Source organism: Microbacterium sp. BWT-B31, from assembly GCF_041379855.1.
Taxonomy (GTDB): Bacteria; Actinomycetota; Actinomycetes; order Actinomycetales; family Microbacteriaceae; genus Microbacterium.
The window spans coordinates 60,222-81,444 of record NZ_JBFECU010000013.1; the positions used below are offsets into that span (position 1 = coordinate 60,222).

General features: G+C 69.1%; 18 protein-coding genes. 12 read left to right on the top strand and 6 right to left on the bottom strand.

What is annotated here, in order from left to right:
- Window positions 1–58: 58 nt before the first annotated feature.
- The 6 genes from AB1K54_RS13405 (at window position 59) to mutM (ending at window position 5,240) form a co-directional block, all read left to right on the top strand.
- Window positions 59–2,221, top strand: coding sequence for an ATP-dependent DNA helicase RecG (locus AB1K54_RS13405; RefSeq protein ID WP_371203264.1), 2,163 nt, complete (start codon window positions 59–61; stop codon window positions 2,219–2,221).
- Between the two features lie 60 nt (window positions 2,222–2,281).
- Window positions 2,282–2,779, top strand: a complete 498-nt coding sequence (coaD, locus tag AB1K54_RS13410; protein WP_371203265.1) for a pantetheine-phosphate adenylyltransferase — start codon at window positions 2,282–2,284, stop codon at window positions 2,777–2,779.
- A gap of 131 nt (window positions 2,780–2,910) precedes the next feature.
- Window positions 2,911–3,402: a DUF177 domain-containing protein gene (locus tag AB1K54_RS13415; RefSeq protein ID WP_371203281.1), complete on the top strand. Its 492-nt coding sequence runs from the start codon at window positions 2,911–2,913 to the stop codon at window positions 3,400–3,402.
- 2 nt (window positions 3,403–3,404) lie between these two features.
- A complete protein-coding gene (gene rpmF / locus AB1K54_RS13420) occupies window positions 3,405–3,614 on the top strand; it encodes a 50S ribosomal protein L32 (protein WP_050721097.1) in 210 nt (69 codons plus the stop codon).
- 17 nt (window positions 3,615–3,631) lie between these two features.
- Window positions 3,632–4,324 (top strand): ribonuclease III, encoded by a 693-nt coding sequence (gene rnc / locus AB1K54_RS13425; RefSeq protein ID WP_371203266.1) that lies wholly within the window; start codon window positions 3,632–3,634, stop codon window positions 4,322–4,324.
- Entirely contained in the window at window positions 4,317–5,240 is a 924-nt protein-coding gene (gene mutM / locus AB1K54_RS13430) for a bifunctional DNA-formamidopyrimidine glycosylase/DNA-(apurinic or apyrimidinic site) lyase (RefSeq protein WP_371203267.1), read from the top strand. The genes rnc and mutM overlap by 8 nt, the downstream gene beginning before the upstream one ends.
- A 288-nt stretch (window positions 5,241–5,528) precedes the next feature.
- Here the strand turns inward: mutM and AB1K54_RS13435 are convergent, their stop codons facing one another.
- On the bottom strand, window positions 5,529–6,626 hold the full coding sequence (locus AB1K54_RS13435) for a substrate-binding domain-containing protein (RefSeq protein WP_371203268.1): 1,098 nt from the start codon (window positions 6,624–6,626) through the stop codon (window positions 5,529–5,531).
- Window positions 6,627–6,769: 143 nt separating this feature from the next.
- On the opposite strand from AB1K54_RS13435, the gene AB1K54_RS13440 reads away from it, so the two are divergent.
- From AB1K54_RS13440 to AB1K54_RS13455, 4 genes are all read left to right on the top strand, one after another.
- Window positions 6,770–7,186 carry a MarR family winged helix-turn-helix transcriptional regulator gene (locus AB1K54_RS13440; RefSeq protein WP_371203269.1) on the top strand — a complete coding sequence of 139 codons (417 nt, stop codon included), beginning with the start codon at window positions 6,770–6,772 and terminating at the stop codon, window positions 7,184–7,186.
- 65 nt (window positions 7,187–7,251) lie between these two features.
- Entirely contained in the window at window positions 7,252–8,481 is a 1,230-nt protein-coding gene (locus AB1K54_RS13445) for an acetamidase/formamidase family protein (protein ID WP_371203270.1), read from the top strand.
- 14 nt (window positions 8,482–8,495) lie between these two features.
- Window positions 8,496–9,137, top strand: a complete 642-nt coding sequence (locus AB1K54_RS13450; RefSeq protein ID WP_371203271.1) for an acetate uptake transporter — start codon at window positions 8,496–8,498, stop codon at window positions 9,135–9,137.
- Between the two features lie 101 nt (window positions 9,138–9,238).
- Window positions 9,239–10,327 carry an alpha/beta fold hydrolase gene (locus tag AB1K54_RS13455; protein ID WP_371203272.1) on the top strand — a complete coding sequence of 363 codons (1,089 nt, stop codon included), beginning with the start codon at window positions 9,239–9,241 and terminating at the stop codon, window positions 10,325–10,327.
- Window positions 10,328–10,372: 45 nt separating this feature from the next.
- Here AB1K54_RS13455 and AB1K54_RS13460 read toward each other — a convergent pair whose 3' ends face one another.
- Both AB1K54_RS13460 and AB1K54_RS13465 read right to left on the bottom strand, forming a co-directional pair.
- Window positions 10,373–11,455 carry a GNAT family N-acetyltransferase gene (locus AB1K54_RS13460; RefSeq protein ID WP_371203273.1) on the bottom strand — a complete coding sequence of 361 codons (1,083 nt, stop codon included), beginning with the start codon at window positions 11,453–11,455 and terminating at the stop codon, window positions 10,373–10,375.
- Window positions 11,456–11,516: 61 nt separating this feature from the next.
- Complete coding sequence (locus AB1K54_RS13465; RefSeq protein WP_371203274.1) at window positions 11,517–11,780, bottom strand: hypothetical protein; 264 nt, start codon at window positions 11,778–11,780, stop codon at window positions 11,517–11,519.
- Between the two features lie 482 nt (window positions 11,781–12,262).
- Here AB1K54_RS13465 and smc point away from each other — a divergent pair, with 482 nt between their 5' ends.
- The gene (gene smc / locus AB1K54_RS13470) at window positions 12,263–15,808 is read left to right on the top strand and encodes a chromosome segregation protein SMC (protein WP_371203275.1); all 3,546 of its coding nucleotides are present in this window, start codon (window positions 12,263–12,265) and stop codon (window positions 15,806–15,808) included.
- 180 nt (window positions 15,809–15,988) lie between these two features.
- Here the strand turns inward: smc and AB1K54_RS13475 are convergent, their stop codons facing one another.
- The 3 genes from AB1K54_RS13475 to AB1K54_RS13485 form a co-directional block, all read right to left on the bottom strand.
- A complete protein-coding gene (locus AB1K54_RS13475; protein WP_371203276.1) occupies window positions 15,989–17,413 on the bottom strand; it encodes an MFS transporter in 1,425 nt (474 codons plus the stop codon).
- Between the two features lie 132 nt (window positions 17,414–17,545).
- Window positions 17,546–17,680, bottom strand: a complete 135-nt coding sequence (locus tag AB1K54_RS13480) for a hypothetical protein (RefSeq protein WP_371203277.1) — start codon at window positions 17,678–17,680, stop codon at window positions 17,546–17,548.
- A 216-nt stretch (window positions 17,681–17,896) separates the two neighbouring features.
- Complete coding sequence (locus tag AB1K54_RS13485; RefSeq protein WP_371203278.1) at window positions 17,897–18,460, bottom strand: TetR/AcrR family transcriptional regulator; 564 nt, start codon at window positions 18,458–18,460, stop codon at window positions 17,897–17,899.
- Between the two features lie 119 nt (window positions 18,461–18,579).
- Between AB1K54_RS13485 and AB1K54_RS13490 the strand changes: the two genes are divergently transcribed.
- Window positions 18,580–20,988 carry a GMC oxidoreductase gene (locus tag AB1K54_RS13490; protein WP_371203279.1) on the top strand — a complete coding sequence of 803 codons (2,409 nt, stop codon included), beginning with the start codon at window positions 18,580–18,582 and terminating at the stop codon, window positions 20,986–20,988.
- The last annotated feature ends 235 nt before the right edge of the window (window positions 20,989–21,223 follow it).

Genomic DNA, 21,223 nt, shown 5'->3' on the forward strand with positions numbered 1-21,223 from the left:
GAAACACCCTACTTTCGCCGTGACGCCGGCGTCGGAGGAGATGCCTAGACTCGTCATCATGCCTGCTCTGACCCTCGAATCGCGCCTCGACGGCGCGGTGGGCGGCAAGACGTCGGCGGCGCTCGCGCGCGCGTTCGGCATGAAGACGGTCGGCGATCTGCTCGCGCACTATCCCCGCCGGTACGCGCGGCGCGGCGAGCTGACCCCGATCGCGTCGCTGCCGGTCGGCGAGCCGGTCACGATCGTCGCCGAAGTGGTGCGCGCGAGCGAGCGGCGCATGCAGCAGCGCAAGGGGTCGCTGCTGGAGGTCGTGATCAGCGACGGGCGGGGCGACCTGTCGCTGACGTTCTTCAACCAGTCCTGGCGGCTGAAGGAGCTGCAGCCGGGGCGCCGGGGCATCTTCACCGGCAAGGTCGGCGCGTACCGCGGCAGCACGCAGCTCGCCCACCCCGACTACGAGCTGTTCGACGACGAGGGCGAGGCTCTGCTGAACGCCGAGGCGTACGCGAACCTCCCGATCCCGATCTATCCCGCGACGGCGTCGATCGCCAGTTGGCAGCTCAAGAAGATCGTCGATCTCGTGCTCGACGGGCTGGGCGAGGTGCCCGACCCGCTGCCCGACGACCTGCGGGCGCGCGAGGGGCTGCTCGACGCGCGCACGGCGATCGAGCGCATCCACCGGCCCGAGTCCGCCGACCAGATCGAGCCGGCGCGCGCGACGCTGCGCATGCACGAGGCGTTCGTGCTGCAGATCGCGCTCTTGCAGCAGCGCGCCGCGGTGCGCGCCCTCGCCGCGACGAGCCGCCGTCCCGGCGCCCTGCTCGAGGCGTTCGACGCCGCGCTGCCGTTCTCGCGCACGCCGGATCAGGTGACGGTCGGCGACCGCATCGAGCGCGACATGCAGGGCGACTGGCCGATGAACCGGCTCGTGCAGGGCGAGGTCGGCTCGGGCAAGACGCTCGTCGCGCTCAGGGCGATGCTTCAGGCCGCCCAGAGCGGCGGGCAGTCTGCGCTCATCGCTCCCACCGAGGTGCTCGCTGCCCAGCATGTGCGCTCGATCGCGCGGATGCTCGGGCCGAAGCTCGCCCCCGAGCTGATGCCCACCCTCCTCACTGGCCAGCTCACCGCGGCCGAGCGGCGCAAGTCGGCGCTGCGCGTCGCATCGGGCCAGGCCCGCATCGTGGTCGGAACGCACGCGCTGCTGAGCGAGTCGACGACGTTCGCCGACCTCGCTCTGGTGGTGGTCGACGAACAGCACCGCTTCGGCGTCGAGCAGCGCGAGGCGCTGCGCGCCAAGGGCTCGTCGCCGCACGCGCTGGTGCTCACCGCGACCCCGATTCCCCGCACCGTCGCGATGACGGTGTTCGGCGATCTCGACGTCTCGACGATCCGCACCATGCCCGAAGGTCGCGCCGGCGTCGAGACGTTCGTCGCGCCGCTGGCCGAGCGGCCGGGCTGGTTCTCGCGCGTGTGGGAGCGCATTGCCGAAGAGGTGTCGAAGGGCCGCCAGGCGTTCGTGGTGTGCGCGGCGATCGACGCAGAGGCGGCCACGCGCGACGACACCGCCGACGAGCCGGTCGCCGAAGTCGAGGGCGAAGCGGCCCGCACCCGATGGGGCGTCGTGCAGGTCGGCGAGCTGCTGGCGGGGCATCCGTCGTTCTCGTCGATCCGGGTCGAGATCCTGCACGGCAAGATGCCCTCGGAACAGAAAGATGCCGTGATGCAGGCGTTCTCGAGGGGCGAGATCGACGTGCTCGTCGCCACGACCGTGGTCGAGGTCGGCGTCGACGTGCCGAACGCGTCGACCATGGCGATCCTCGAGGCAGATCGGTTCGGGGTGTCGCAGCTGCACCAGCTTCGCGGGCGCGTGGGCCGCGGGGGAGTCCCAGGGCTCTGCCTGCTCGTGACCGAGGCTCCGCCAGAGACCCCCGCCCGCGCGCGGGTCGAGGCCGTCGCGGCGACACTCGACGGGTTCGAGCTCGCCGAGGTCGATCTCGAACTGCGCGGGGAGGGCGATGTGCTGGGTGAGGCCCAGTCCGGTGCGCGGTCGTCGCTGCGGCTGCTGCGGGTCGTGAAGGACGCCGACCTGATCGCTCGGGCCCGCGACGCCGCCGAGGGGGTGCTCGCCGACGACCCGGGCCTGCGGTCGCACCCCGGCCTGGCGCAGGCGATCGAGCGCCGTGTGAGCTCCCAGGAGCGGGCGGCGCTGGCCCGATCCTGACATTCCGTTGTGTGGCGCCGGCACGCGGGGAGCCTTCGGCGGGCGGGTAGGCTGAGCGCCATGAACAGCCGGATCGCCGTCGTCCCGGGCTCCTTCGATCCCCCCACCCTCGGGCATCTCGACGTCATTCGTCGCGCCGCACGCCTCTACGACCAGCTGCACGTGCTGGTCGTGCACAATCCCGGCAAAGAGGCGATGCTGCCGATCGCGCAGCGGCTCTCGCTGCTCGAGCGGTCCATCGCCGAGAGCGGCATCGAGGGCGACGTGATCGTCGCGTCGTGGAGCATGGGGCTGCTGGTCGATTACGCGAAGGATGTCGGCGCCGGCGTGCTGGTGAAGGGCATCCGCTCGCAGGTCGACGTGGCCTACGAGACCCCGATGGCCATCGTGAACCGCCACCTCGCCGACATCGAGACGGTGTTCCTCCTGCCCGACCCGGCGCACACGCTGGTATCGAGCTCGCTCGTGCGCCAGGTCGCCGGCCTCGGCGGCGACGTGTCGCCGTACGTGCCGCCGGTCGTCGCGCGCTTCCTCGACACGGGGGCGCGCGGAATCTGAGCAACGCCTGCGACGGGGGCGCTTCGCGAGCCCGTGCGCTCCCGCCGGCAGTACGATGGGGGATCGTGAAGAGGCTACGCCAGGGTCCCCTCGTGATCCCCGTTCGCGACATCGTCCACAAGCCCGGAGAGATGCGCGAGCACTCGCTCGAACTCGCCGTCCCCGCGAAGTGGGGCGAGGGTCTCGTGTCGGTCGCCGAGGGCGAGCCGGTCCTCATCGAGGTTCGTCTGGAGTCCGTCCACGAGGGCATTCTCGTGACCGCCGACATCGACACGCGGTACACCGGCATCTGCGGACGGTGCCTCACAGACGTGGCACAGGCGCTCCAAGTCGAGTTTCAGGAGCTTTTCGCGTATCCTGGTCAGGAAGAAACTGACTTCGAGGTTCAAGACGACCACGTGGATCTTGAAACTCCGGTCAGGGATGCGATCGTCCTGTCGCTTCCGTTTCAGCCGGTGTGTCAGCCGGATTGCCCCGGCCTCGATCCGGCCACGGGTGAGCGAATGACCGCAAGCACCGGATCAGAGCAGAGTGCTCCCATCGATCCACGCTGGGGCGCGCTCAAGGACTACACCACAGACGTTCCCCGCACGCGCGGGGATGATCCGACAGAAGAGAGCTAGCCATGGCAGGTAACCCCCCGAAGCGGAAGGTCTCCCGCTCGAACACCCGCTCGCGTCGCGCGCAGTGGAAGGCTGAGGCCCCCGCGCTGGTCAAGACCGTCGAGAACGGCAAGGTCGTCTACAGCCGCCCGCACCAGGCCAAGGTCGTCACCGACTCTCAGGGCACCGAGCTGTTCCTCGAGTACAAGGGCCGCAAGGTCGCCGACGTCTGATTCGCCGCGCGCGGACTGTGACCGAGGTCATCTTCGAGCGCGATGCGCTCATTGAGAAGCTCGGGGTCGATATCGACCCCGAGCTTCTCTCGCTTGCGCTGACCCACCGCTCCTACTCGTATGAGCACGGCCAGATCCCGCACAACGAGCGCCTCGAGTTCCTCGGCGACTCTGTGCTCGGGCAGGCGGTCACGGTGCGCCTGTTCACGACCCTCCCCGATGCCGTCGAAGGCGAACTCGCCAAGCGGCGCGCGAGTGTCGTCTCGACCGTCGCCCTCGCCGAGATCGGCCGATCGATCGAGCTGGGCAGGCACCTGCTGCTCGGGCGCGGCGAGAACCTCACGGGCGGACGCGACAAGGATTCGATCCTGGCCGACACGATGGAGGCCATCATCGGCGCGACCTATCTGTCGGCCGGCCCCGAGGCCGCGACCGACCTCGTGCTGCGCCTCGTCGGGCCGCTGCTGGACGACCCGGACAGGTACGGCGTGGCGAGCGATCCGAAGACGAGCCTGCAAGAGCTCGCGGCAAGGCTCGGCCGCACCGCGCCGAGCTATTCCGTGCGGGCGGAGGGCCCCGACCACGATCGTGTCTTCACCGCCACGGTGACCGTGGGCGATCTGTCGGCTTCCGGCGCCGGCTCGAGCAAGAAGCACGCCGAGATGGCGGCGGCGCTCATCGCGTGGGGCGAACTGTCGGCGAATGCCTGAACTCCCTGAGGTCGAGGTCGTGCGCGCCGGCCTCGCACCCGCGGCCGTGGGCGCCGCGATCCTCGGGGTCTCGGTGCTCGACGAACGCGCCCTCACCCGCCACCCCGGTTCCGGGGTCGACTTCGAGGCCGCGCTGACCGGGCGTACGATCCGCGCGGTGGCGCGCCGCGGCAAGTTCCTGTGGCTGCCGCTTCAACCCGCTGGCGACGCGGAGGGCGACCCGGCGCGTGAGGCGATCGTCGGGCACCTCGGAATGAGCGGGCAACTGCTGCTGCGCGCCCCGGGTGCTGAGCCCGAACGCCACGAGCGGGTGCGGCTCGGCATCCATCATCCGGTCCATGGCGAGCTCGCGATCGTATTCGCCGACCAGCGCACCTTCGGATCCCTCGCGATCGACGAGCTGACCGAGACGGCCGATGCCGCTGCGGGCGGTCAGGGATGGGGCGAGGCATCCGTCCCGCGACAGGTCGCGCACATCGCACGCGATCCGCTCGATCCGGCATTCTCGGATGCCGCGTTCCGCGCGGCGCTCGCGCGCAAGGTCTCCGCGATCAAGCGCGTGCTGCTGGATCAGACCGTGGTCAGCGGCGTCGGCAACATCTACGCCGACGAGGCGCTGTGGGCGGCGCGGATCCACCCCGAGACTCCTGCGCGGTCGCTGTCGACGCGCGCAGTGAACCGGCTGCTCGCTGAGATTCGCGCGGTGCTCGTCAAGGCCCTCGCCGAGGGCGGCACGAGCTTCGACGCCCAGTACGTCGACGTCAACGGGCAGGCGGGCTATTTTGCGCACAGCTTGAATGCCTATGGTCGTACCGGCCAGGCCTGTGCTCGATGTGGATCACCCATTCGCCGGGTGAAGTTTATGAACCGATCCTCGTTCTTCTGTCCTCAGTGTCAGCGCAAGCGCTCTTCCTGATCTGACGCCTACCCGATCCCCGGGCGAGGTTTGCCCTGATCATGGATGCTTTCTGAACCTTATCGCGACAGTGCTCGCTACGGTTGCCCAATACGCATGAAGATCACCTCGACGAGGAGGTTGGAGGTGATGCTCCGCGGGCGCACGGCGACCAGCGTCCCTTTTCGATCGGCTTCGAGACGACGGCTCGTCGGTCGACTCTGATGTCCGGGCAGGTTGTTGACTCCGCCGATCGGCGGGGCTCCGATGGCGGAGTGCGCTGAACCGGTTGACCTGCGGCGGACTTCGCTAGAGGCGGGCGAGGACTTCGAACTCGAGGCGGTCGGCGCGGGCGAGGTGTACTTGCTGGTCGGCGCCGGCAGCGGTCAACACGACAGGTCCCCGAGGGCCTTCGTAAGAGATCCCGTGCTCGAGCCCCTCCAGCATTGCGCGGCTGTCGAGCGATTGCGCCTTGTTCGCCGCTGCCGCCAGAGCGTAAAGGCCCTCATAGCACGACTCCCCGGCATTGTTGAGAACCGGGGCATCGGAGCCGAAGCCCGCGCCGTAGGCGCCCGCAAGATCGAGCGCCGCCTGCGTCGTGAGGTTTCTGAAGTAGGCCGCGGCGACATAGAGCTCGCGGGTCGCTTCGCCGCCGGACGCCAGCAGCATGTTCTCTTCCATGAGCGGGGTGAAGCGGATCATCCGTTCGTCGAGGCCACTGGCGGCAAACTGGCGGTTGAACAGCACTGCGTCCCGGCCGACGAGCAGCATCACGACCCCCTGCGCGTGGCTTGCTGAGAGGGCTTCGATCACATGCGAGAAATCCCGGACGCCGTAGCCGACGAAGCTCTCGTGTGCGATTTCGAGGTCGCCGTTCTCTTTCGCGTGCTCGCGCATCGCCCGGGCTGTGTTCCGGGGCCAGATGTAGTCCGATCCGACGACGGCCCAGCGTCGAATCCCGAACTCGCGATGCAGCCAATCGAGTCCGGGTGCGATCTGCCTGGAGGGTGTCTCGCCGACGGCGAGCACGCCGGGAGTGTGCGCGCCTTCGTGCAACGAGGTGTACACGTACGGCACGTCGTAGTCCGCAAGCATCGGGGCGAGGTCTTCGCGCACTGATGAGAGGTGCCAACCGGCTATGGCGTGCGCGCGGCCGGATCGGAGGGCCGCGATCACGTTGCGTCGAGTCTGCTGAGGTGATCCGCCGGCATCGATCACCTCGATGACGACCTCGCGGTCGAGGATCCCATCGTGCTCGTTGAGTTGTGCGGCGGCAAGAAGGGCGGCGGTCTCGCAGGACGGCCCGAAGATCCCCGCGGGCCCCTGCAGCGGTATTGCGAGGCCGATACGCAGCGGCTCTCTCATCTGCGGTCCTCTCTGACCGGCGTCCTTGCGGCGGGTGTTCATGCATCGGCTCGGGGTGCGCGAATGCGGTGAAACGCAAGGATAGACTCCAGTCGAAAACTTAGGTGAGCGATGGAGGATCGGTCAAGGCGCTTGTGACACCGGTCCGTCATCGGACAGGAGAGCACATGTCTGCCGGAGTGCCCATGCGCGCGGAACTGGCACGTAGGCTGCTCACGGCGGCGTACGAGGTCGAGCGGGCGACGAATGCGGCGCTGCGCGGCACCGGTCTCGAGCTTGCTCACTATCTCGTCATCAGTCATCTCGTCGAACACGAGTCCGCCGCTACCTCAGACCTCGGCCGCGTTGCATTGGTCCCTCCGGCGACGCTGACCCGGGTGCTCGACAAGCTCGTTGACTTGGCGCTGGTCTACCGCACGCTCGACACCACTGATCGTCGTCGCATCCTGGTGCGTGTGACCGACCGTGGTCGGGTGCGCAGTCGTGAGTGCGCCGAACTGATCGACCTCGCCATCGCCGACGCACTTCCGGCCCTGCGTGAGGGGGACACCTGCACGCTGTCGGACACCTTCAACGAACTCACGCGCGAGGCGGGCGGGTAGGGAGCGTTGACTTTATTTCCAAATGGAAATATGTTCTTCGTGTATCACCACGGAGGTAGACGAAGATGTCCCAAGGTGCGGGTTTCACGGAGTACGGAGTATCGCGGTTCAGCGACCGCGACCTCGGGGTAGAACGGTTCCGATGCGCGGTAGGAGTGCCGCTCGCGCAGCAGCGACACCTCGGCCACAACCGCTGGCACCCTGATATTCCTCCGCTCGTCGAAGTCGGGGTCGGAGACGAACTGATCCTCGAGTGCGCTGGATACGACGACTACCAACTGAAAGATGCAGACGACGATCAGGACATTCACAGCTTCGATCTGTTCCGTACTCACCCTCTGACAGGGCCGGTGCGAATCGACGGGGTCAAGACAGGCGACCTGCTCGTCATCGACGTGCTCGACGTCCAGCCTCTCTCGGGCATCGGCCACTCCAACATTCTGCCGGGAATGGGTGGGCCGTTGGCCTCGAGGTTTCCCCAGGGGTACAAGACAGTCTGGGACCTCCACGGAACCTCCGCGACGAGTCGGCAGATTCCGGGAGTCACGATTCCAGCGCTCAGCCATCCGGGCATTGCCGGTGTCGCGCCGTCGCACGACCTGTTGCGCGTATGGAACGAGCGCGAAGACCCGCTGATCGCTGACGGCCTCGCCGCTCCGCGGCTCGAGGCCAAAGACGAAGCGGTGCTGCGCACACTCGAAGGCGACGAACGGGAGCGCGTCGCGCGAACCGCCGCTCGCACGATCCCGCCTCGCGAGAACGGCGGGAACATGGATATCAAGAATCTCTCTCGAGGTTCACGGATCTATCTTCCGGTGTTCGTCGACGGAGCCCTCTTCTCGGCGGGGGACTTCCATTTCGCGGAGGGCGACGGCGAGGTCACCTGGAATGCGATCGAGATGGACGGGGTCGGATGGTTCCGTTTCGGAGTCGTCGAGGACGGCATGGCCCGGTATGGCGTGCGCACGCCGATGTTCCGGCCTTCCCCGTTCGATCCCGGTTTCGGCACGCGGTACATCTCATTCACGGGGCTCTCCGCCTCGGGCGGCGAGCAGAAGTACATCGACACCACGATGGCTGCGGTGCAGGCGATCGAGCAGGCGATCGACTACCTCGGCACATTCGGTTACACGCCCGAGCAGGCTTACACGATCATCTCCGTCGCGCCGTGCGAGATGCACGTCGGCGGCATCGTAGACATCCCCAATGCGGCCGTCGTGCTCCAGGTGCCGTTGGACATCTTCGACCAGGACATCCTTCCTCGGGCGTCATCGGCGTCTACGAGGCTCAGCTGAGAAACGGAGCGCACATGTCAACCTCCACCACGACTTCCGCTGAGCAGTCGTCGCCGCCCGTCGCGAGCGCACCGGTCAGCGGCGTGCCGCTGGCGGTAGCCGGGTTTGGCTTCTCGATCGTCACTTTGTCGCTGTTCAACATCGGGTTGCTCGACGCGGGTGCGTTCGGGTTCTTCATCTGCGTCGCGATCTTCACCGGTGCGCTGGCGATGCTGGTCGGCGGCCTGTGGGAGGCGCGCACCGATAACGTCTTCGGCGCGACGTTCGCTGTCGCGTACGCGTGCTTCCTTCTCACGACCGGCGTCATCCTGCAGTTCGTCGCGCCTGAGATCCGTGCGACGTCGGGTGACGCGGTGTTCAATCAAGGGTTCGGCACCTACTTGATCGTGTGGGCGATCTTCACCGCCGCCCTGACTGTCGGGGCGGCAAGAGTGAACGCACCTGCATTCTGGGCTTTCGCGCTGTTGGCGATCGTCTACCTTCTGGCCGGCCTTTCGAACCTGGTCACTGGGGACGCCTCCGTCATCCTGACCCGCGTCGCCGGGTGGATCGGCCTGCTCGACGGCATCGCGGCCTGGTACCTCGTGTTGGGAATTCTCTTGAATCCCCTGGTCGGTCGCGAGCTCTTGCCCGTGCGACCGCTCCGTCGAGCTTGAGCAGAGTGGCTGCTCGTCGGAGCGGTCGCTCGTCGATCCGCATCGTTCCATTCAGATGAGTGCGCTGACGGGGTCAGCGCCAACGAACAAAGGAGTTCAAGATGACCGATTTTCCGCAAGACTACGAGACCTTCGACCTTGGCGATTTTTCCTTGCAGCACGGAGCCACCTTGCGCGGCGCACAGCTCGCATACAAGACGTTCGGTGAGTTGAACCCGGACAAAAGCAACGTCATCGTCTGCCCGACGTGGTATTCGGGCCGCCACTGGGACAACGAGTGGATGATCGGAGAGGGGATGGCGCTGGATCCGGGGAAGTACTTCATCGTGGTCCCGGACATGCTCGGAAACGGTGTTTCGAGTTCGCCGAGCAACACCCCGCCGCCGTACGACCGCGCGCGGTTTCCTCACGTGACCTTCTACGATCAGGTCGAGGCCCAGTACAGGCTGCTCACCGAGCGGTACGGCATCAAGCGGCTGGCACTGGTGACCGGCTGGTCCATGGGCGCCGCGCAGACCTACCAGTGGGCCGTGAGCCACCCAGACATGGTCGAGCGTGCCGCTCCCTTCTGCGGGGCTTCGAAGACCAGCATCCACAACTTCGTCTTCTTGGAAGGTGTCAAGGCGGCCATCACTGCCGATGCCGCGTTCAAAGACGGCTGGTATGACGAGCAACCCGAGAAGGGGCTCCGTGCGGCGGCGCGCGTGTACTCCGGTTGGGGCTTCTCGCAGGCGTTCTTCTGGGACAAGGTCTTCCTCGAGCCATGGGATTCACCCCGCCTGCGCGCGACACTCCAGTTCTCGTCGTTGGAGGACTTTCTCGTCGCATACTGGGAGGGGCACTTCCTGGGCGGCGGGCCAATCTTCCACGAGCGCGACGCCAATGACCTCCTCACCATGCTGTGGACATGGCAGCACGGTGACATCGGGGCAACGCCCGGCTTCGACGGCGACCACATCGCGGCACTGTCCTCGATCAAAGCCAGGCTCATCGCGATGCCCGGCGAAAAGGACCTCTACTTTCCGCCGGAAGACGAGGAGTACGCGTCCCAGTTCATCGAGAAGGGCGAAGTGCGCAGAATCCCCAGCGTGTGGGGCCACTTCGCGGGAATTGGCGACAACCCCGTCGATTCGAACTTCATTGACGATGTGCTCAAGGAACTGCTGGCCGGCGAAGGCGGCCTGGGCTGAGCAGGCGAGGGTGATCTCAGCGGATGCTCACGGCCGAAGCATCCGTCAGCCGAGCACCTTCTTCCAGGCGCCCTCGTATGACACCGGCGCGAAGCCGATCGCCTCGTTGATGTCGAGCATGGGGCGGTTCTCTTCGGCGTTGTAGGTGATCACGCGGGGCGACTGGGGTGCGATGTCGCGCCACGACACCAGCCCCGCGCACTTGACGAGCATCCCGAGGCGGTGGCCGCGGTGCTCCTTGAGCACCAGGGTGTCCTCCTGGTGGGTGACGCCGGTGCGGTCCTTGCCGATCACGAGCTCGTTGAACGCGCACAGCTCGCCGGTGGCGATGTGCTCGGCGGCAGTCACCTGGATGAGCCGGCCGGATGACGTGTACTGCGCGTCGTGTGCGGCGATGCGCGCGGCATCCCATGCCTCCTCGTCGATGTCGAGGTCGGCGAAGGGGGCGTCGGTGGCCATGCGGGACTTCATCCAGGCGTAGCCGTCGACGTGCTCGGGCGGCGTCGGCGCGAACCACTGCACCACGCGGTAGCCCTGCGAAGCCGCCGTCGCCTCGGCGAGCAGGCGGTCGATGGTTTCGGTCGACCCGGCGACGTCGAGCGCGCTGAATCGCTCCACCTGCTCGAGCGTGTAGCTGTGCCGCCGGTAGAACCGGGCGGCATGGTCGTCGGGGATGCTGCCGAAGCCGGTGGGCGGCTCGAGGCGCGGGCCGTCGGCCTCGGGGTGCGACGCCCACGACTGCAGGATCGTGCGACCGTGCTCGCGCGCGGTGCGCTCGACGAGCTCGTGCGCGGTCGAGCCGATGCCCAGGCCCCAGGTCTCGCGTCGGAGCTCGATCAGCCACGAGGCGCTTCGGGAGCCCTCTTCGAGGGGCACGTCGACGCCGACGCGGCCGATGACCTCGCCGTCTTGCACGACGATCCACATGTGCCGGATCTCATAGCCGTCGCGGCGGTAGAAGGGGAGCAGCTCGTCGGCGGTGAAGTCGTGGTCGTCGCGACCGGAGATCTGCCGGAGGACGAGGTTGCGCACGCGGACCATCTCGAGGAAGTCCGCGGCATCCGGTGCGTCGATCGACTCCGGGATGGTGAGCGTCTTGAAGTCGACCGAGACGGGTGCGGTGATCATGTCGATCCTTTGTTCGAGGGGGAGAGGGATGCCGGGGCCGCCGCGACGGGCGGCCCCGGGGTCACGAGCGCACGGTGTGGAGGGCGTGCGTCCGCAGGGCGGCGTGCTCGCGCTCGGAGCGAGCGTGGTCGCGGTCGTGCGCGAGCACGTGCGCCTCGTGGTCGTGCGACGCCGCGCGCTGGCGCGTGGCGTGCAGCAGCAGCCAGAGTCCCACGCGCAGCTGGAGCCGGTGGAGGCGGGAGAGCCTCGCGAGCTCTTCTGCCGCGGGCAGTTCCAGCGTCTCGGTGTCGGGAGCGCGAACGGGGGTGAGCGAGGTGGTGGACATGCTGTCTCTTCTCTGAGTGCCCGCAAGGGGGCGTGGCGGGATGGATGCCGGAGGGAAGGTCGCGCGCGGCGACGCCGAGGGCCGGGGCGGAGGATGTGACGGGCGCGAGTCCGATGGATGGGACGACGCGGGGCCGGTTGCCCGCATGCGGGCAGTGTCCTTCCGCGGGGCGGGTCAGACCGCTGGGGCGAAGAACGCGCCGAAGGAGCGGGTCATCAGAGCAGCCCCTGCGAACGGGGCGATAATCGCCGGCGTGGTGCCGGCTGCGATATTGAGCATCATGATGACCTCCTTTCGACTTCGAACGCGAGAAGTCACGCTAGCGCGGTGGACGCACGCGCGTCAAGCGAACTTACAGATTCGCCTCGAACGCGTGAGGGGCGCGACGTGCGGCATCGGTCGCCCCCGGCCCGCCTGCGCGGGACGCGCGGCGCTCTCGGGTACCGTTGTCCGGTAGTCCGACCGGGGTGGAGGCCGCATTCATGCACCTGAAGAGCGTGACGCTCAAAGGGTTCAAGTCGTTCGCCCAGCCGACCGCCTTCGCGTTCGAGCCCGGGGTGACCTGCATCGTCGGCCCCAACGGCTCGGGAAAGTCCAACGTCGTGGACGCCCTCGCGTGGGTGATGGGGGAGCAGGGCGCCAAGACGCTCCGCGGCGGCAAGATGGAGGACGTCATCTTCGCCGGCACCGCGACGCGCGGCCCGCTCGGCCGCGCCGAGGTGCAGCTCACGATCGACAACCACGACGGCGTGCTGCCGATCGAGTACTCCGAGGTGACGATCAGCCGCACACTGTTCCGCAACGGCGCCAGCGAGTACGCGATCAACGGCGAGGCGTGCCGTCTGCTGGATGTGCAAGAGCTGCTGAGCGATTCCGGCCTCGGCCGCGAGATGCACGTCATCGTCGGGCAGGGGCGCCTCGACACCGTGCTGCAGGCGACCCCCGAAGACCGGCGCGGCTTCATCGAAGAGGCCGCGGGCATCCTCAAGCACCGCCGTCGCAAAGAGAAGACCGTCCGCAAGCTCGAGGCGATGGAGGCGAACCTCACGCGCCTGAGCGATCTGGCCGGAGAGCTGCGCCGGCAGCTCAAGCCCCTCGGGCGCCAGGCCGAGATCGCCCGCGAGGCCGCCACGATCGCCGCCGTCGTGCGCGACGCGAAGGCGCGGCTGCTCGCTGACGAGGTGGTGAGCCTGCGCGCGCAGCTGGCCGCCCACGCCCGCAACGAGCAGGAGCGCACGACCGAGCGGCTGGTGCTGCAGGACCAGTCCGACGACGTGCGCGCGCGCATCGCCCGGCTGGAGGCCGAGCAGCGATCCGAGGCGGTCGACGAGGCACGGCGCGTGGCGTACGGGCTCGAGCGGGTGCAGGAGCGGCTGCGCGGTCTCTACACCCTCGCCGGGCAGCGGCTGGCCCTGCTCGGCGACGGCGATCAGGACGACACGATCGCCGCGACCACGGTGTCGCAGGCCGCGATCGATGAGGCGCGTGCCGAGATCGACGAGATCTCGGCCGGGCTGGGAGAGGCGCAGGATGCCGCCGCCGACGCGGCTCGCCAGGTCGTCCGCGCCCGGGCAGAGCTCGACGCCCTCGACGCCGACATCGCCGCGCAGAGCGCTCTGGTGTCCAAGCACGACATGCGCATCACGGCGATGCGCGGGACCGCCGAGGCGGCCGCCTCGGCCCTGGCCGCCGTGCGCACCGCGGTGGAACGCCAGCAGCGCGCCCTCGACGCGGCGCTCGCGCGGCGCACCGAGGCCGAGGAGGCCCTCGCGAACCTGGGCCCCGTGCTCGAGGCCGAGGGGTCGTCGGCCGAGTTCGCCGCCGCCTACGAGCGTGCGCAGCGGGACGCGGCGGATGCTGAGACCGACGTGTCGACGCTGCGTGAGCGCCTGCACGACGCCGAGCGCGAGATCGGGGCGCTCACGGCGCAGACGGCGACGCTCGGCCGCGCGCTCGACACGCGAAACGCCGCCGCCGACCTGCTCGAACGCGGCGGGGCGGGCCTTCGCGGCCTCGTGTCGGACGCGGTCAAGGTGACTCCCGGCTATGAGGCCGCCGTCGCGGCGGCGCTCGGCTCACTCGCCGAGGGGCTTGTGGTCGATGGTGCGGATGACGCTTTCGAGGTCGCCCGCGTCGCGCGCGGGGCCGATCTCGGGGTGGTCGACATCGCCATCGCCGGGGCCGGGGGCGGGGCATCGGTCGCCTTGCCGGCCGTCACCGGCGTCGTGCCGGCGCGTGATGTCGTCAGCGCGCCGGACGGCATCGTCGCACTTCTCGCCAGGGTCGCGATCGCGGACGACCTTGACGTCGCGCGCGTGGTCTGGGACGGTCTAGCCGCAACCGGCGCCACGCTCGTCACCAAGGCGGGCGAGGTCGTCACCGCGCACACCGTGCGCGCCGGGTCGGGTCCGTCGCGCTCGCGGCTCGAACTGGCGGCCGAACGGGATGCTGCGACCACGCGCCTTGCCGAGATCACCGTGGTCGCCGATTCGCTGCGCGAGGCGCACGCAGGCGCGGTGCGCCGTCTCGAGACCACGCGTGCCCAGACACGGTCGGCCCTCGAGGCGCTGCGGGCTCACGATGCGGCACTTGCCGCTCAGGCCGAGCAGGTCAACCGCGCCACCGTGCGCCACGAGGCAGCCGTCGCGGAGTGCGAGCGACTGTCGTCCGGAGTCGCGCAGGCGCAGTCGGCGGTCGCCGAGGCCGAGGCATCCGCGCGCTCCACCGAGGATCAGCTCGCCGCTGCGCTCGAGGCTCCGAGGCCGATCCTCGACGCGTCGGCGCGCGAAGGGCTCCTCGCGGCGCTCGAGGGTGCGCGCGAGGGCGAGATGCGCGCGCGCCTGGACGTCGAGACGATGCGGGAGCGCGTGCGCGCGGGGGAGGCGCGGGTCGCTCAGCTCGAGCGGCAGCGCGAGCGAGAGCGCGAGGCGGCGGCCGCGGCGGCACGTCGCGCGGTGATCCGCCGCGCCCAGCGCGAGATCGCCGAGTCGGTCGTGGCCCGTCTTCCCGCGGTGCTCGACTCGGTCGACCGGTCGGTCAGCCAGGCGCGGCTGGAGCTTGCGACCGCCGAATCGGCGCGGACGGCGCTCACCGCCGACCTGACCGAGCTGCGTCGGCAGGAGTCGGCTTTGCGCGACAAGCTCGCAGGCCTCACCGAGAGCGTCCACGGACTCGAGCTTCAGATCCACGAGAAGCGCCTGCACGTTGCCGGTGTGCTCGAGCGGGTGGCCTCCGAGCTCGGGCTCGATGAGAGCATTCTCGTTTCGGAATATGGTCCCGATCAGCCGGTTCCACGCGATCCCACGGCCACGGCTGACGGGGGCGACGCGGATGCCTCGGCCGAGGCATCCGTCCCCTACGACAGGGGCGCCCAGCAGCGGCGGCTGCAGGAGGCCGAGCGCAAACTCGCCCAGCTCGGGAGGGTGAACCCGCTCGCCCTCGAGGAGTTCGCCGCGCTGGAGCAGCGTCACAAGTTCCTCACCGAGCAGCTCGCCGATCTCGCCCAGACGCGTAAGGACCTGCTGACGATCATCGAAGAGCTCGACGAGCGCATGCAGTCGATCTTCCTCGCGGCGTTCGAAGACACCAAGGCGGCGTTCGGCGAGGTATTCCCGGTGCTCTTCCCGGGCGGCAGCGGCTCGATCTCGCTCACCGATCCCGACTCGCCGCTCACGACCGGCATCGAGGTCGCGGTACGGCCTGTGGGCAAGAAGATCGAGCGGCTGTCGCTGCTGTCGGGCGGCGAGCGGTCGCTGGCGGCCGTCGCGCTGCTCACGGCGATCTTCAAAGCACGACCGAGTCCCTTCTACATCCTCGATGAGGTGGAGGCGGCGCTCGACGACGCGAACCTCGGCCGTCTGCTCGGCGTCTTCGAGCAGCTGCGCGAGTCGAGCCAGCTCATCGTCATCACCCACCAGAAGCGCACGATGGAGATCGCCGACGCGTTGTACGGGGTCTCGATGCGCCAGGACGGGGTCTCGGCGGTCGTCGGACAGCGTGTGCGCGAGAGGGCGGGCGCGGCCAGCTGAACCGGTAGGTCACGACCGGAGAGGGCTCGATGCCGCAGCAGCGCCGCCCGCACGCACGAGCGCCAGCCCGTCGGCCAGATGCGAGCGGCGCGTGCGGCTCCTCACCATGTTCGTCCGCGCCCGGCACCGCTTCGGTGTGGCTGGGACGGGCATCCCGAGCCACACCGAAGCTGCGCGATCTCAGCTCGCACGTCTCCCGGCGAATCCGGCGGCGACGGCGGCGATGACGGTCACTGCCGCAGCCCCGAGGAAGAGCCAGGAGAACCCCCCGGTGAGGGCCTCCGCCGTCGTCGCCCCTGATTCGAGCAGCGCGCTCGTGCGCACAGCCGCGATCGTCGAGAGCACCGCGAGTCCGAGCGCTCCGCCGATCTGCTGGCTCGTGTTGACGAGGCCGCCCGCCAGGCCCGCCTCGCCGCCTTCGACGCCGTCGACCGCCAGGTGCGTCGTGCTGACGAACGCACCGCCCATGCCGACGCCGATGAGCAGGCTCGGACCGAGGATGTGGAGGGCGAACACGGCCGTGCTCGGTGCGAGCGACAGCCATACGAGACCACCGGCCAGCACGAGCAGCGACCCGATGAGAGTCGGCTTCGTTCCGAGGCGGTGGATGATCGACGGGGCGAGTCCCGCGACCACCACGAGCGCGCCCGCGAGCGGCAGCTGGGTCAGCCCCGTCGTCAGAGCGTCGAATCCGAGCACGGCCTGCATGTAGACCGACAGGGCGAAGAACAGCGCGACCATGCCGGCTCCGACAAGCAGCATCACGATGTTGCCGACTGTCAGGCTCCGATTGCGGAACGTCGCGAGCGGCACGAGCGGCGAGGCAGAACGTCGCTCGATGAACACGAACGCGACGGCGAGCACGACGGCGGCGATCGCGAGTCCGACCGTCAGCGGGTGGGCGAAGCCGACCTGCTCTACCGCGCTCAGAGCGCCGACGGCAGCGATGAGCGCCCCGGTGATGGTCGCGGCGCCGGGAATGTCGAGGGCGCTGCGGGCTCCGGGAGCGTCCCGTGTGATCAGAAGCGGGACGGCGATCAGTACGACCGCGCCGACCGGCACGTTCACGAAGAACACCGACTGCCAGCCCAGGGTCGCCGTCAGCACTCCACCGAGAAGCACCCCGGCGGCTGAGCCGATGCCGGCGACGCCGCCCCAGACGCCCAGCGCCTTGGCGCGGTCGCGGCTGTCGGGGAAGAGGTGGGTCAGCAGCGCGAGCGCGGCGGGGGCGAGGAGGGCGGCGGACAGGCCCTGCAGCGTGCGGGCGCCCAGAAGCATCTCGCTGCTGGCGGACAGCCCCGCCAGCGCGGAGGCCGCCACGAATCCGGCTGTGCCGATGAGGAAGACGCGCCGGTGGCCGTAGCGGTCGGCGAGCCGGCCGCCGAGCAGGAGAAGACCGCCGAACGCGAGTACGTAGGCCGTGATGACCCAGGCGAGAGCGGCCGTGTCCATGTGCAGCTGGTCGCCGAGCACGGGCAGGGCGATGTTGACGATCGATGCGTCGAGCACGACGAGGAACTGCGCGAGGGCGAGGATGCCGAGGGCGATCCAGCGGCGTGTGCTGCGCTGGACCTGGGGGGCGGGCGGGGTGAGGGTGGAGGTCATGGTGCGGCTGCTTTCGGGGGAGGGATGCGGGCACGCCCGCCGTCCGGTGGGGGTGAAGAGGATTCCGGATGCCGGACCGGCCGGTTCGGAGGGAGGGGAGGCGACCGGACCGGCCGGCCGCCTCCGGCTCGGTCAGTTCCAGAGGCCGAGCATCAAGACGAGCGCGAGGGTGAGGACGGAGAAGGTGATCCACCATGCGGTCTTCTCCCCCGTCCGTGCGGTGCGGACGACGGGGGCCTGTGCCTCCGAGGCGGTCTGCGTGTTCATGTGCTGTTCCTTTCGGTGCGGGTCGTGCCTGGGTGGTGGGCCGTCAGCTCCACTGGCTGAACAGGGCGATGACGATGAGTGCGAGGGGTGCCAGGGCGACCCAGCGCATCGTGATCTCGTTCTTCATTTCTCTCTCCTCTCTGCGGTCTGCTTGGCGAGTGAATAGTCACTCACTCTTTGTGGCGCGCGAAGAGGATGTCGAGCATCCCGCGCAGGTCAGTCGGGGTGACGGATGCCGTGAGACAGGATGGCGGCCCACGCGTCGTCGAGCTCGTCGATGTGGGCCGCGACGAGCAGATGGCACAGCTGGCCGTAGGCGACGAAGCGCTGCACGGCGTCGTCGTCGGCCCCGGAGCGGCCCTTTGCGAAGTTCGTGATGCGGGCAACGCCGGCTCTCAGCGCTTCGCCGATCTCAGGGATGTCGGCGACCGACAGCGCGTGCGCCTGAAGCATCAGGAGCGTGCGGTCGCGAATGAGGTCGGCGTATGCTCCGCCCATCGCGTAGAGCACGGCATCCGGGCGCTGGTTCTGCGCGGCGTCGGCGCCCGCGGCCAGCGCGTCGAGGATCTGGTCGAAGCATGCCTGCAGTCCCGCGACGAAAAGGGATTCCTTGCGGGGGAAGAGCTTGAAGACGTAAGCGGGAGAGATCCGTGACTGCCTTGCGATGTCGGCGACCGTCGTGCCGTGATAGCCGCCGCGGGCGAACTCGGCCAGTGCGGCGGCGGCGACCATGGGACGCCGCACTTCGGCGGTTGAGAGGACTGAGCTGCGTGTTGCCATGGGAGTGACTGTACACTCACTAGGGTAGGCGCGCAACATCGGTCGGCATTTCCGTCGATCCGAACGCACGCGTCACGCACAGTGAGTGCTGAATCACTCACGATGTGAAGGAGACGACGATGACCAAATCAGCTGCGATCGGGCCGGAGACGACCGATCCGAAGACGACCGAGTTCGACGCCATCGTGGTGGGCAGCGGATTCGGTGGGGGCGTGGCCGCGGCGCGGCTTGCTCAGGCGGGATTGCGCGTTGCGGTGCTCGAACGCGGGCGACGCTGGATGCCGGGAGACTTCCCACGGGACGAGACGAGCCTCGACCGTGACTGGCTGTGGGACAAGGGGCAGGGCCTTTACGACATCCGCTGGCTCGACGCGATGGTCGGGGTGCAGGCGGCTGGATGGGGCGGGGGCTCACTGGTGTACGCCAACGTGTTCGCGCGACCGCCTCGCGAGGTCTTCGACTCCTGGCCGGAGGGCCTCGATCGCGAGTCGCTGGAGCCCTACTACGACCTGGCCGCGCACATGCTCGGCGTCTCGCCGGTAGGCGTTGACCCGCTCACAGGCGACGTCCCTGCTCGCACGAGGGCGATGGAGGATGCCGCCGCCGGCCTGCATCGTCCGACGGGTACCGTGCGCCCCTTGCTGGCTGTGAGGTTCGCCGACCCCGGGTCGCCTGCGGGCATTGCCGCCCCGAGCGTGTGCACGTTCGTCGGCGAGTGCATGTTCGGATGCAACGAGGGGGCGAAGAACAGCATCGACCACACCTACCTCGCCGTCGCGGAGAGGCACGGCGCCCTCGCCCGCACACTATGCGAGGTCGAGCGCATCGCGCCCGAGCACGGCGGCTACCGCGTGCACTACCTCGATCACCGCACGGGTGAGCGAGCTTCGCTGCGCGCTCGTCGCGTGTTCCTCGCAGCCGGCGCCGTGGCGACGACCGAGCTGCTGCTGCGCAGCCGAGATCTGCATCAGACGCTCCACGATCTGCCCGACTCGCTCGGTCACGGGTTCTCGGGCAACGGCGACTTCCTCGCGTTCGTGTCCCGCCCGCGGACGCAGCTCGAGCCGGGGCGTGGACCGACGATCACGACAACGACGATCGTCGACTGCCATATCGGATCGGGAACGCGCGCCGAGAAGGTGTGGTTCCAGGTGCAGGATGGCGCGTACCCCGCGCAGATCGCCGGGCTCGTGCGCGCCGCGATGGGGAGGGCGGCGGCATCCGATGCCGGGAAACCTGCCGGCAAGCGCATCTCGAAGCGGCGCGACCAGACGATGGCCCTTCTGCTGATGGGCAGGGACAGTTCCGACGGGGTGCTCACCCTCGACCAGAACGCCGAGGCGCGCCTTGCCTGGCGAAACCGGCCGAACAGGCTGCTGTACCGCGCAGAGATCCGCGCGGCGCGGCAGACGGCGCGCCAGCTGGGCGGGCGGGTGCGGCTGTTTCCCACGTGGGTCTTCCTGCGCACGGGCGCGACCGTGCACAATCTCGGTGGGGTGCCGATGGACCGCGGCGGCCGGCGCGGTGTCGTCGACTCGCTCGGCCGGATTCACGGTCACCCGGGGCTGTACGTCGTCGACGGCTCAGCGATCCCGGCCTCCACCGGAGTCAACCCGTCGGCGACGATCGCCGCGATCGCCGAGCGCAACGTGGAGGCAGCGATTCGCGACATCCTGGGCGACGCGGGATGGACCGCACCGGAGCGACCTCACGTGCGGCATGGCTCGGTGCCCGAAGACGAAGCGATGGATGCCGTGCGCGCGTGGCGTGCCGTACACGGGGCAGGGTACGACCCCACGCCCCTGCCCGTTCGCTTTCGCGAGTCTCTCCGAGGCGAGGTCGCGATGATCGGCCCCGACGGGCGCACGTCCATCGAGCGGCTGCGTCTCGACCTGGCGGTCGAGGTTCCCCACGGGGCGGCTCCGGCGGGCCTGGCGTCGGTCTCGGGACTGGCAGTGTTCGGCCAGACCCGCGCACAGGTGACCGGCACACTCGACCTGTTCCCGGACGGCGCCTACATGCGCTACCGCCTGCGCTACACCGACGGCCGCCGCTGCCATGGCGAGCTCACCGGCAGCAAGGTGCGCACGGGTGGGCGAATGCCGCGCCTGCGCGATCTGACGACGCTGCCCGTGTCGATCGATCATCACCACGGCGGCGCACGGCACGCCGGCGAGGGTGTCGTGCGCATCTCGGCACCAGGTCTGTTCGCGCTCGGCGGATCGCTTCGGGCCGCCGGGCGCGGGATGCCGGCCGCCGCCGCGACCCTGCTGCGATTCGCCGGCCGCTTCGCACGCTCGGTGCTGCGCGAGTCGGCATCCCACGGAGCGCAGCGGCGGGCTGCGGCCGTGCCCGGAACGACGAGTGCGGGCCCGTCGACAGGTGCGGCGAGCAGGCCGCAGGAGAGTCTGGCCCGCGGCATCCCCGTCGCTGCCGCCCGCACCATGACCCGAGCCGTGCCCGTCGGAGGTGGAGCACGCGTGAGGCTCGGTCTGACCGGCGGTGGGCCAGCGTCGGGCATGGAGTGAACCAGATGGAGCATCGCGGCGTGGCGTCGGTCGCGGCCTTGCGGGCAGCGCCGACGAGTGCTCGCCACGGGCTTCATCGTGGCGCGAACGTCGTCTGGCCCCTGCCCTCGCCGCCTAGATGAGTGAGTCCGTTTGCCCTGATCGTCGTTGATGCGGCGTGGACGCTGTTAATGGCTGGCGGAGGGTGTTAACCCCGGTGTGTGAAAACTGAACTCAACACCCTCCTGATCACACT

Bases quoted from the DNA above. Each gene is read 5' to 3' on its own strand.
- rpmF (WP_050721097.1), top strand. From the start codon at position 3,405: ATGGCAGGTAACCCCCCGAAGCGGAAGGTCTCCCGCTCGAACACCCGC.
- AB1K54_RS13405 (WP_371203264.1), top strand. From the start codon at position 59: ATGCCTGCTCTGACCCTCGAATCGCGCCTCGACGGCGCGGTGGGCGGC.
- AB1K54_RS13490 (WP_371203279.1), top strand. From the start codon at position 18,580: ATGACCAAATCAGCTGCGATCGGGCCGGAGACGACCGATCCGAAGACG.
- AB1K54_RS13435 (WP_371203268.1), bottom strand. From the start codon at position 6,626: ATGAACACCCGCCGCAAGGACGCCGGTCAGAGAGGACCGCAGATGAGA.
- AB1K54_RS13445 (WP_371203270.1), top strand. From the start codon at position 7,252: ATGTCCCAAGGTGCGGGTTTCACGGAGTACGGAGTATCGCGGTTCAGC.
- AB1K54_RS13465 (WP_371203274.1), bottom strand. From the start codon at position 11,780: ATGTCCACCACCTCGCTCACCCCCGTTCGCGCTCCCGACACCGAGACG.
- AB1K54_RS13455 (WP_371203272.1), top strand. From the start codon at position 9,239: ATGACCGATTTTCCGCAAGACTACGAGACCTTCGACCTTGGCGATTTT.
- AB1K54_RS13440 (WP_371203269.1), top strand. From the start codon at position 6,770: ATGCGCGCGGAACTGGCACGTAGGCTGCTCACGGCGGCGTACGAGGTC.
- AB1K54_RS13415 (WP_371203281.1), top strand. From the start codon at position 2,911: ATGCGCGAGCACTCGCTCGAACTCGCCGTCCCCGCGAAGTGGGGCGAG.
- AB1K54_RS13450 (WP_371203271.1), top strand. From the start codon at position 8,496: ATGTCAACCTCCACCACGACTTCCGCTGAGCAGTCGTCGCCGCCCGTC.
- AB1K54_RS13460 (WP_371203273.1), bottom strand. From the start codon at position 11,455: ATGATCACCGCACCCGTCTCGGTCGACTTCAAGACGCTCACCATCCCG.
- AB1K54_RS13480 (WP_371203277.1), bottom strand. From the start codon at position 17,680: ATGAACACGCAGACCGCCTCGGAGGCACAGGCCCCCGTCGTCCGCACC.
- mutM (WP_371203267.1), top strand. From the start codon at position 4,317: ATGCCTGAACTCCCTGAGGTCGAGGTCGTGCGCGCCGGCCTCGCACCC.
- AB1K54_RS13475 (WP_371203276.1), bottom strand. From the start codon at position 17,413: ATGACCTCCACCCTCACCCCGCCCGCCCCCCAGGTCCAGCGCAGCACA.
- coaD (WP_371203265.1), top strand. From the start codon at position 2,282: ATGAACAGCCGGATCGCCGTCGTCCCGGGCTCCTTCGATCCCCCCACC.
- smc (WP_371203275.1), top strand. From the start codon at position 12,263: ATGCACCTGAAGAGCGTGACGCTCAAAGGGTTCAAGTCGTTCGCCCAG.
- AB1K54_RS13485 (WP_371203278.1), bottom strand. From the start codon at position 18,460: ATGGCAACACGCAGCTCAGTCCTCTCAACCGCCGAAGTGCGGCGTCCC.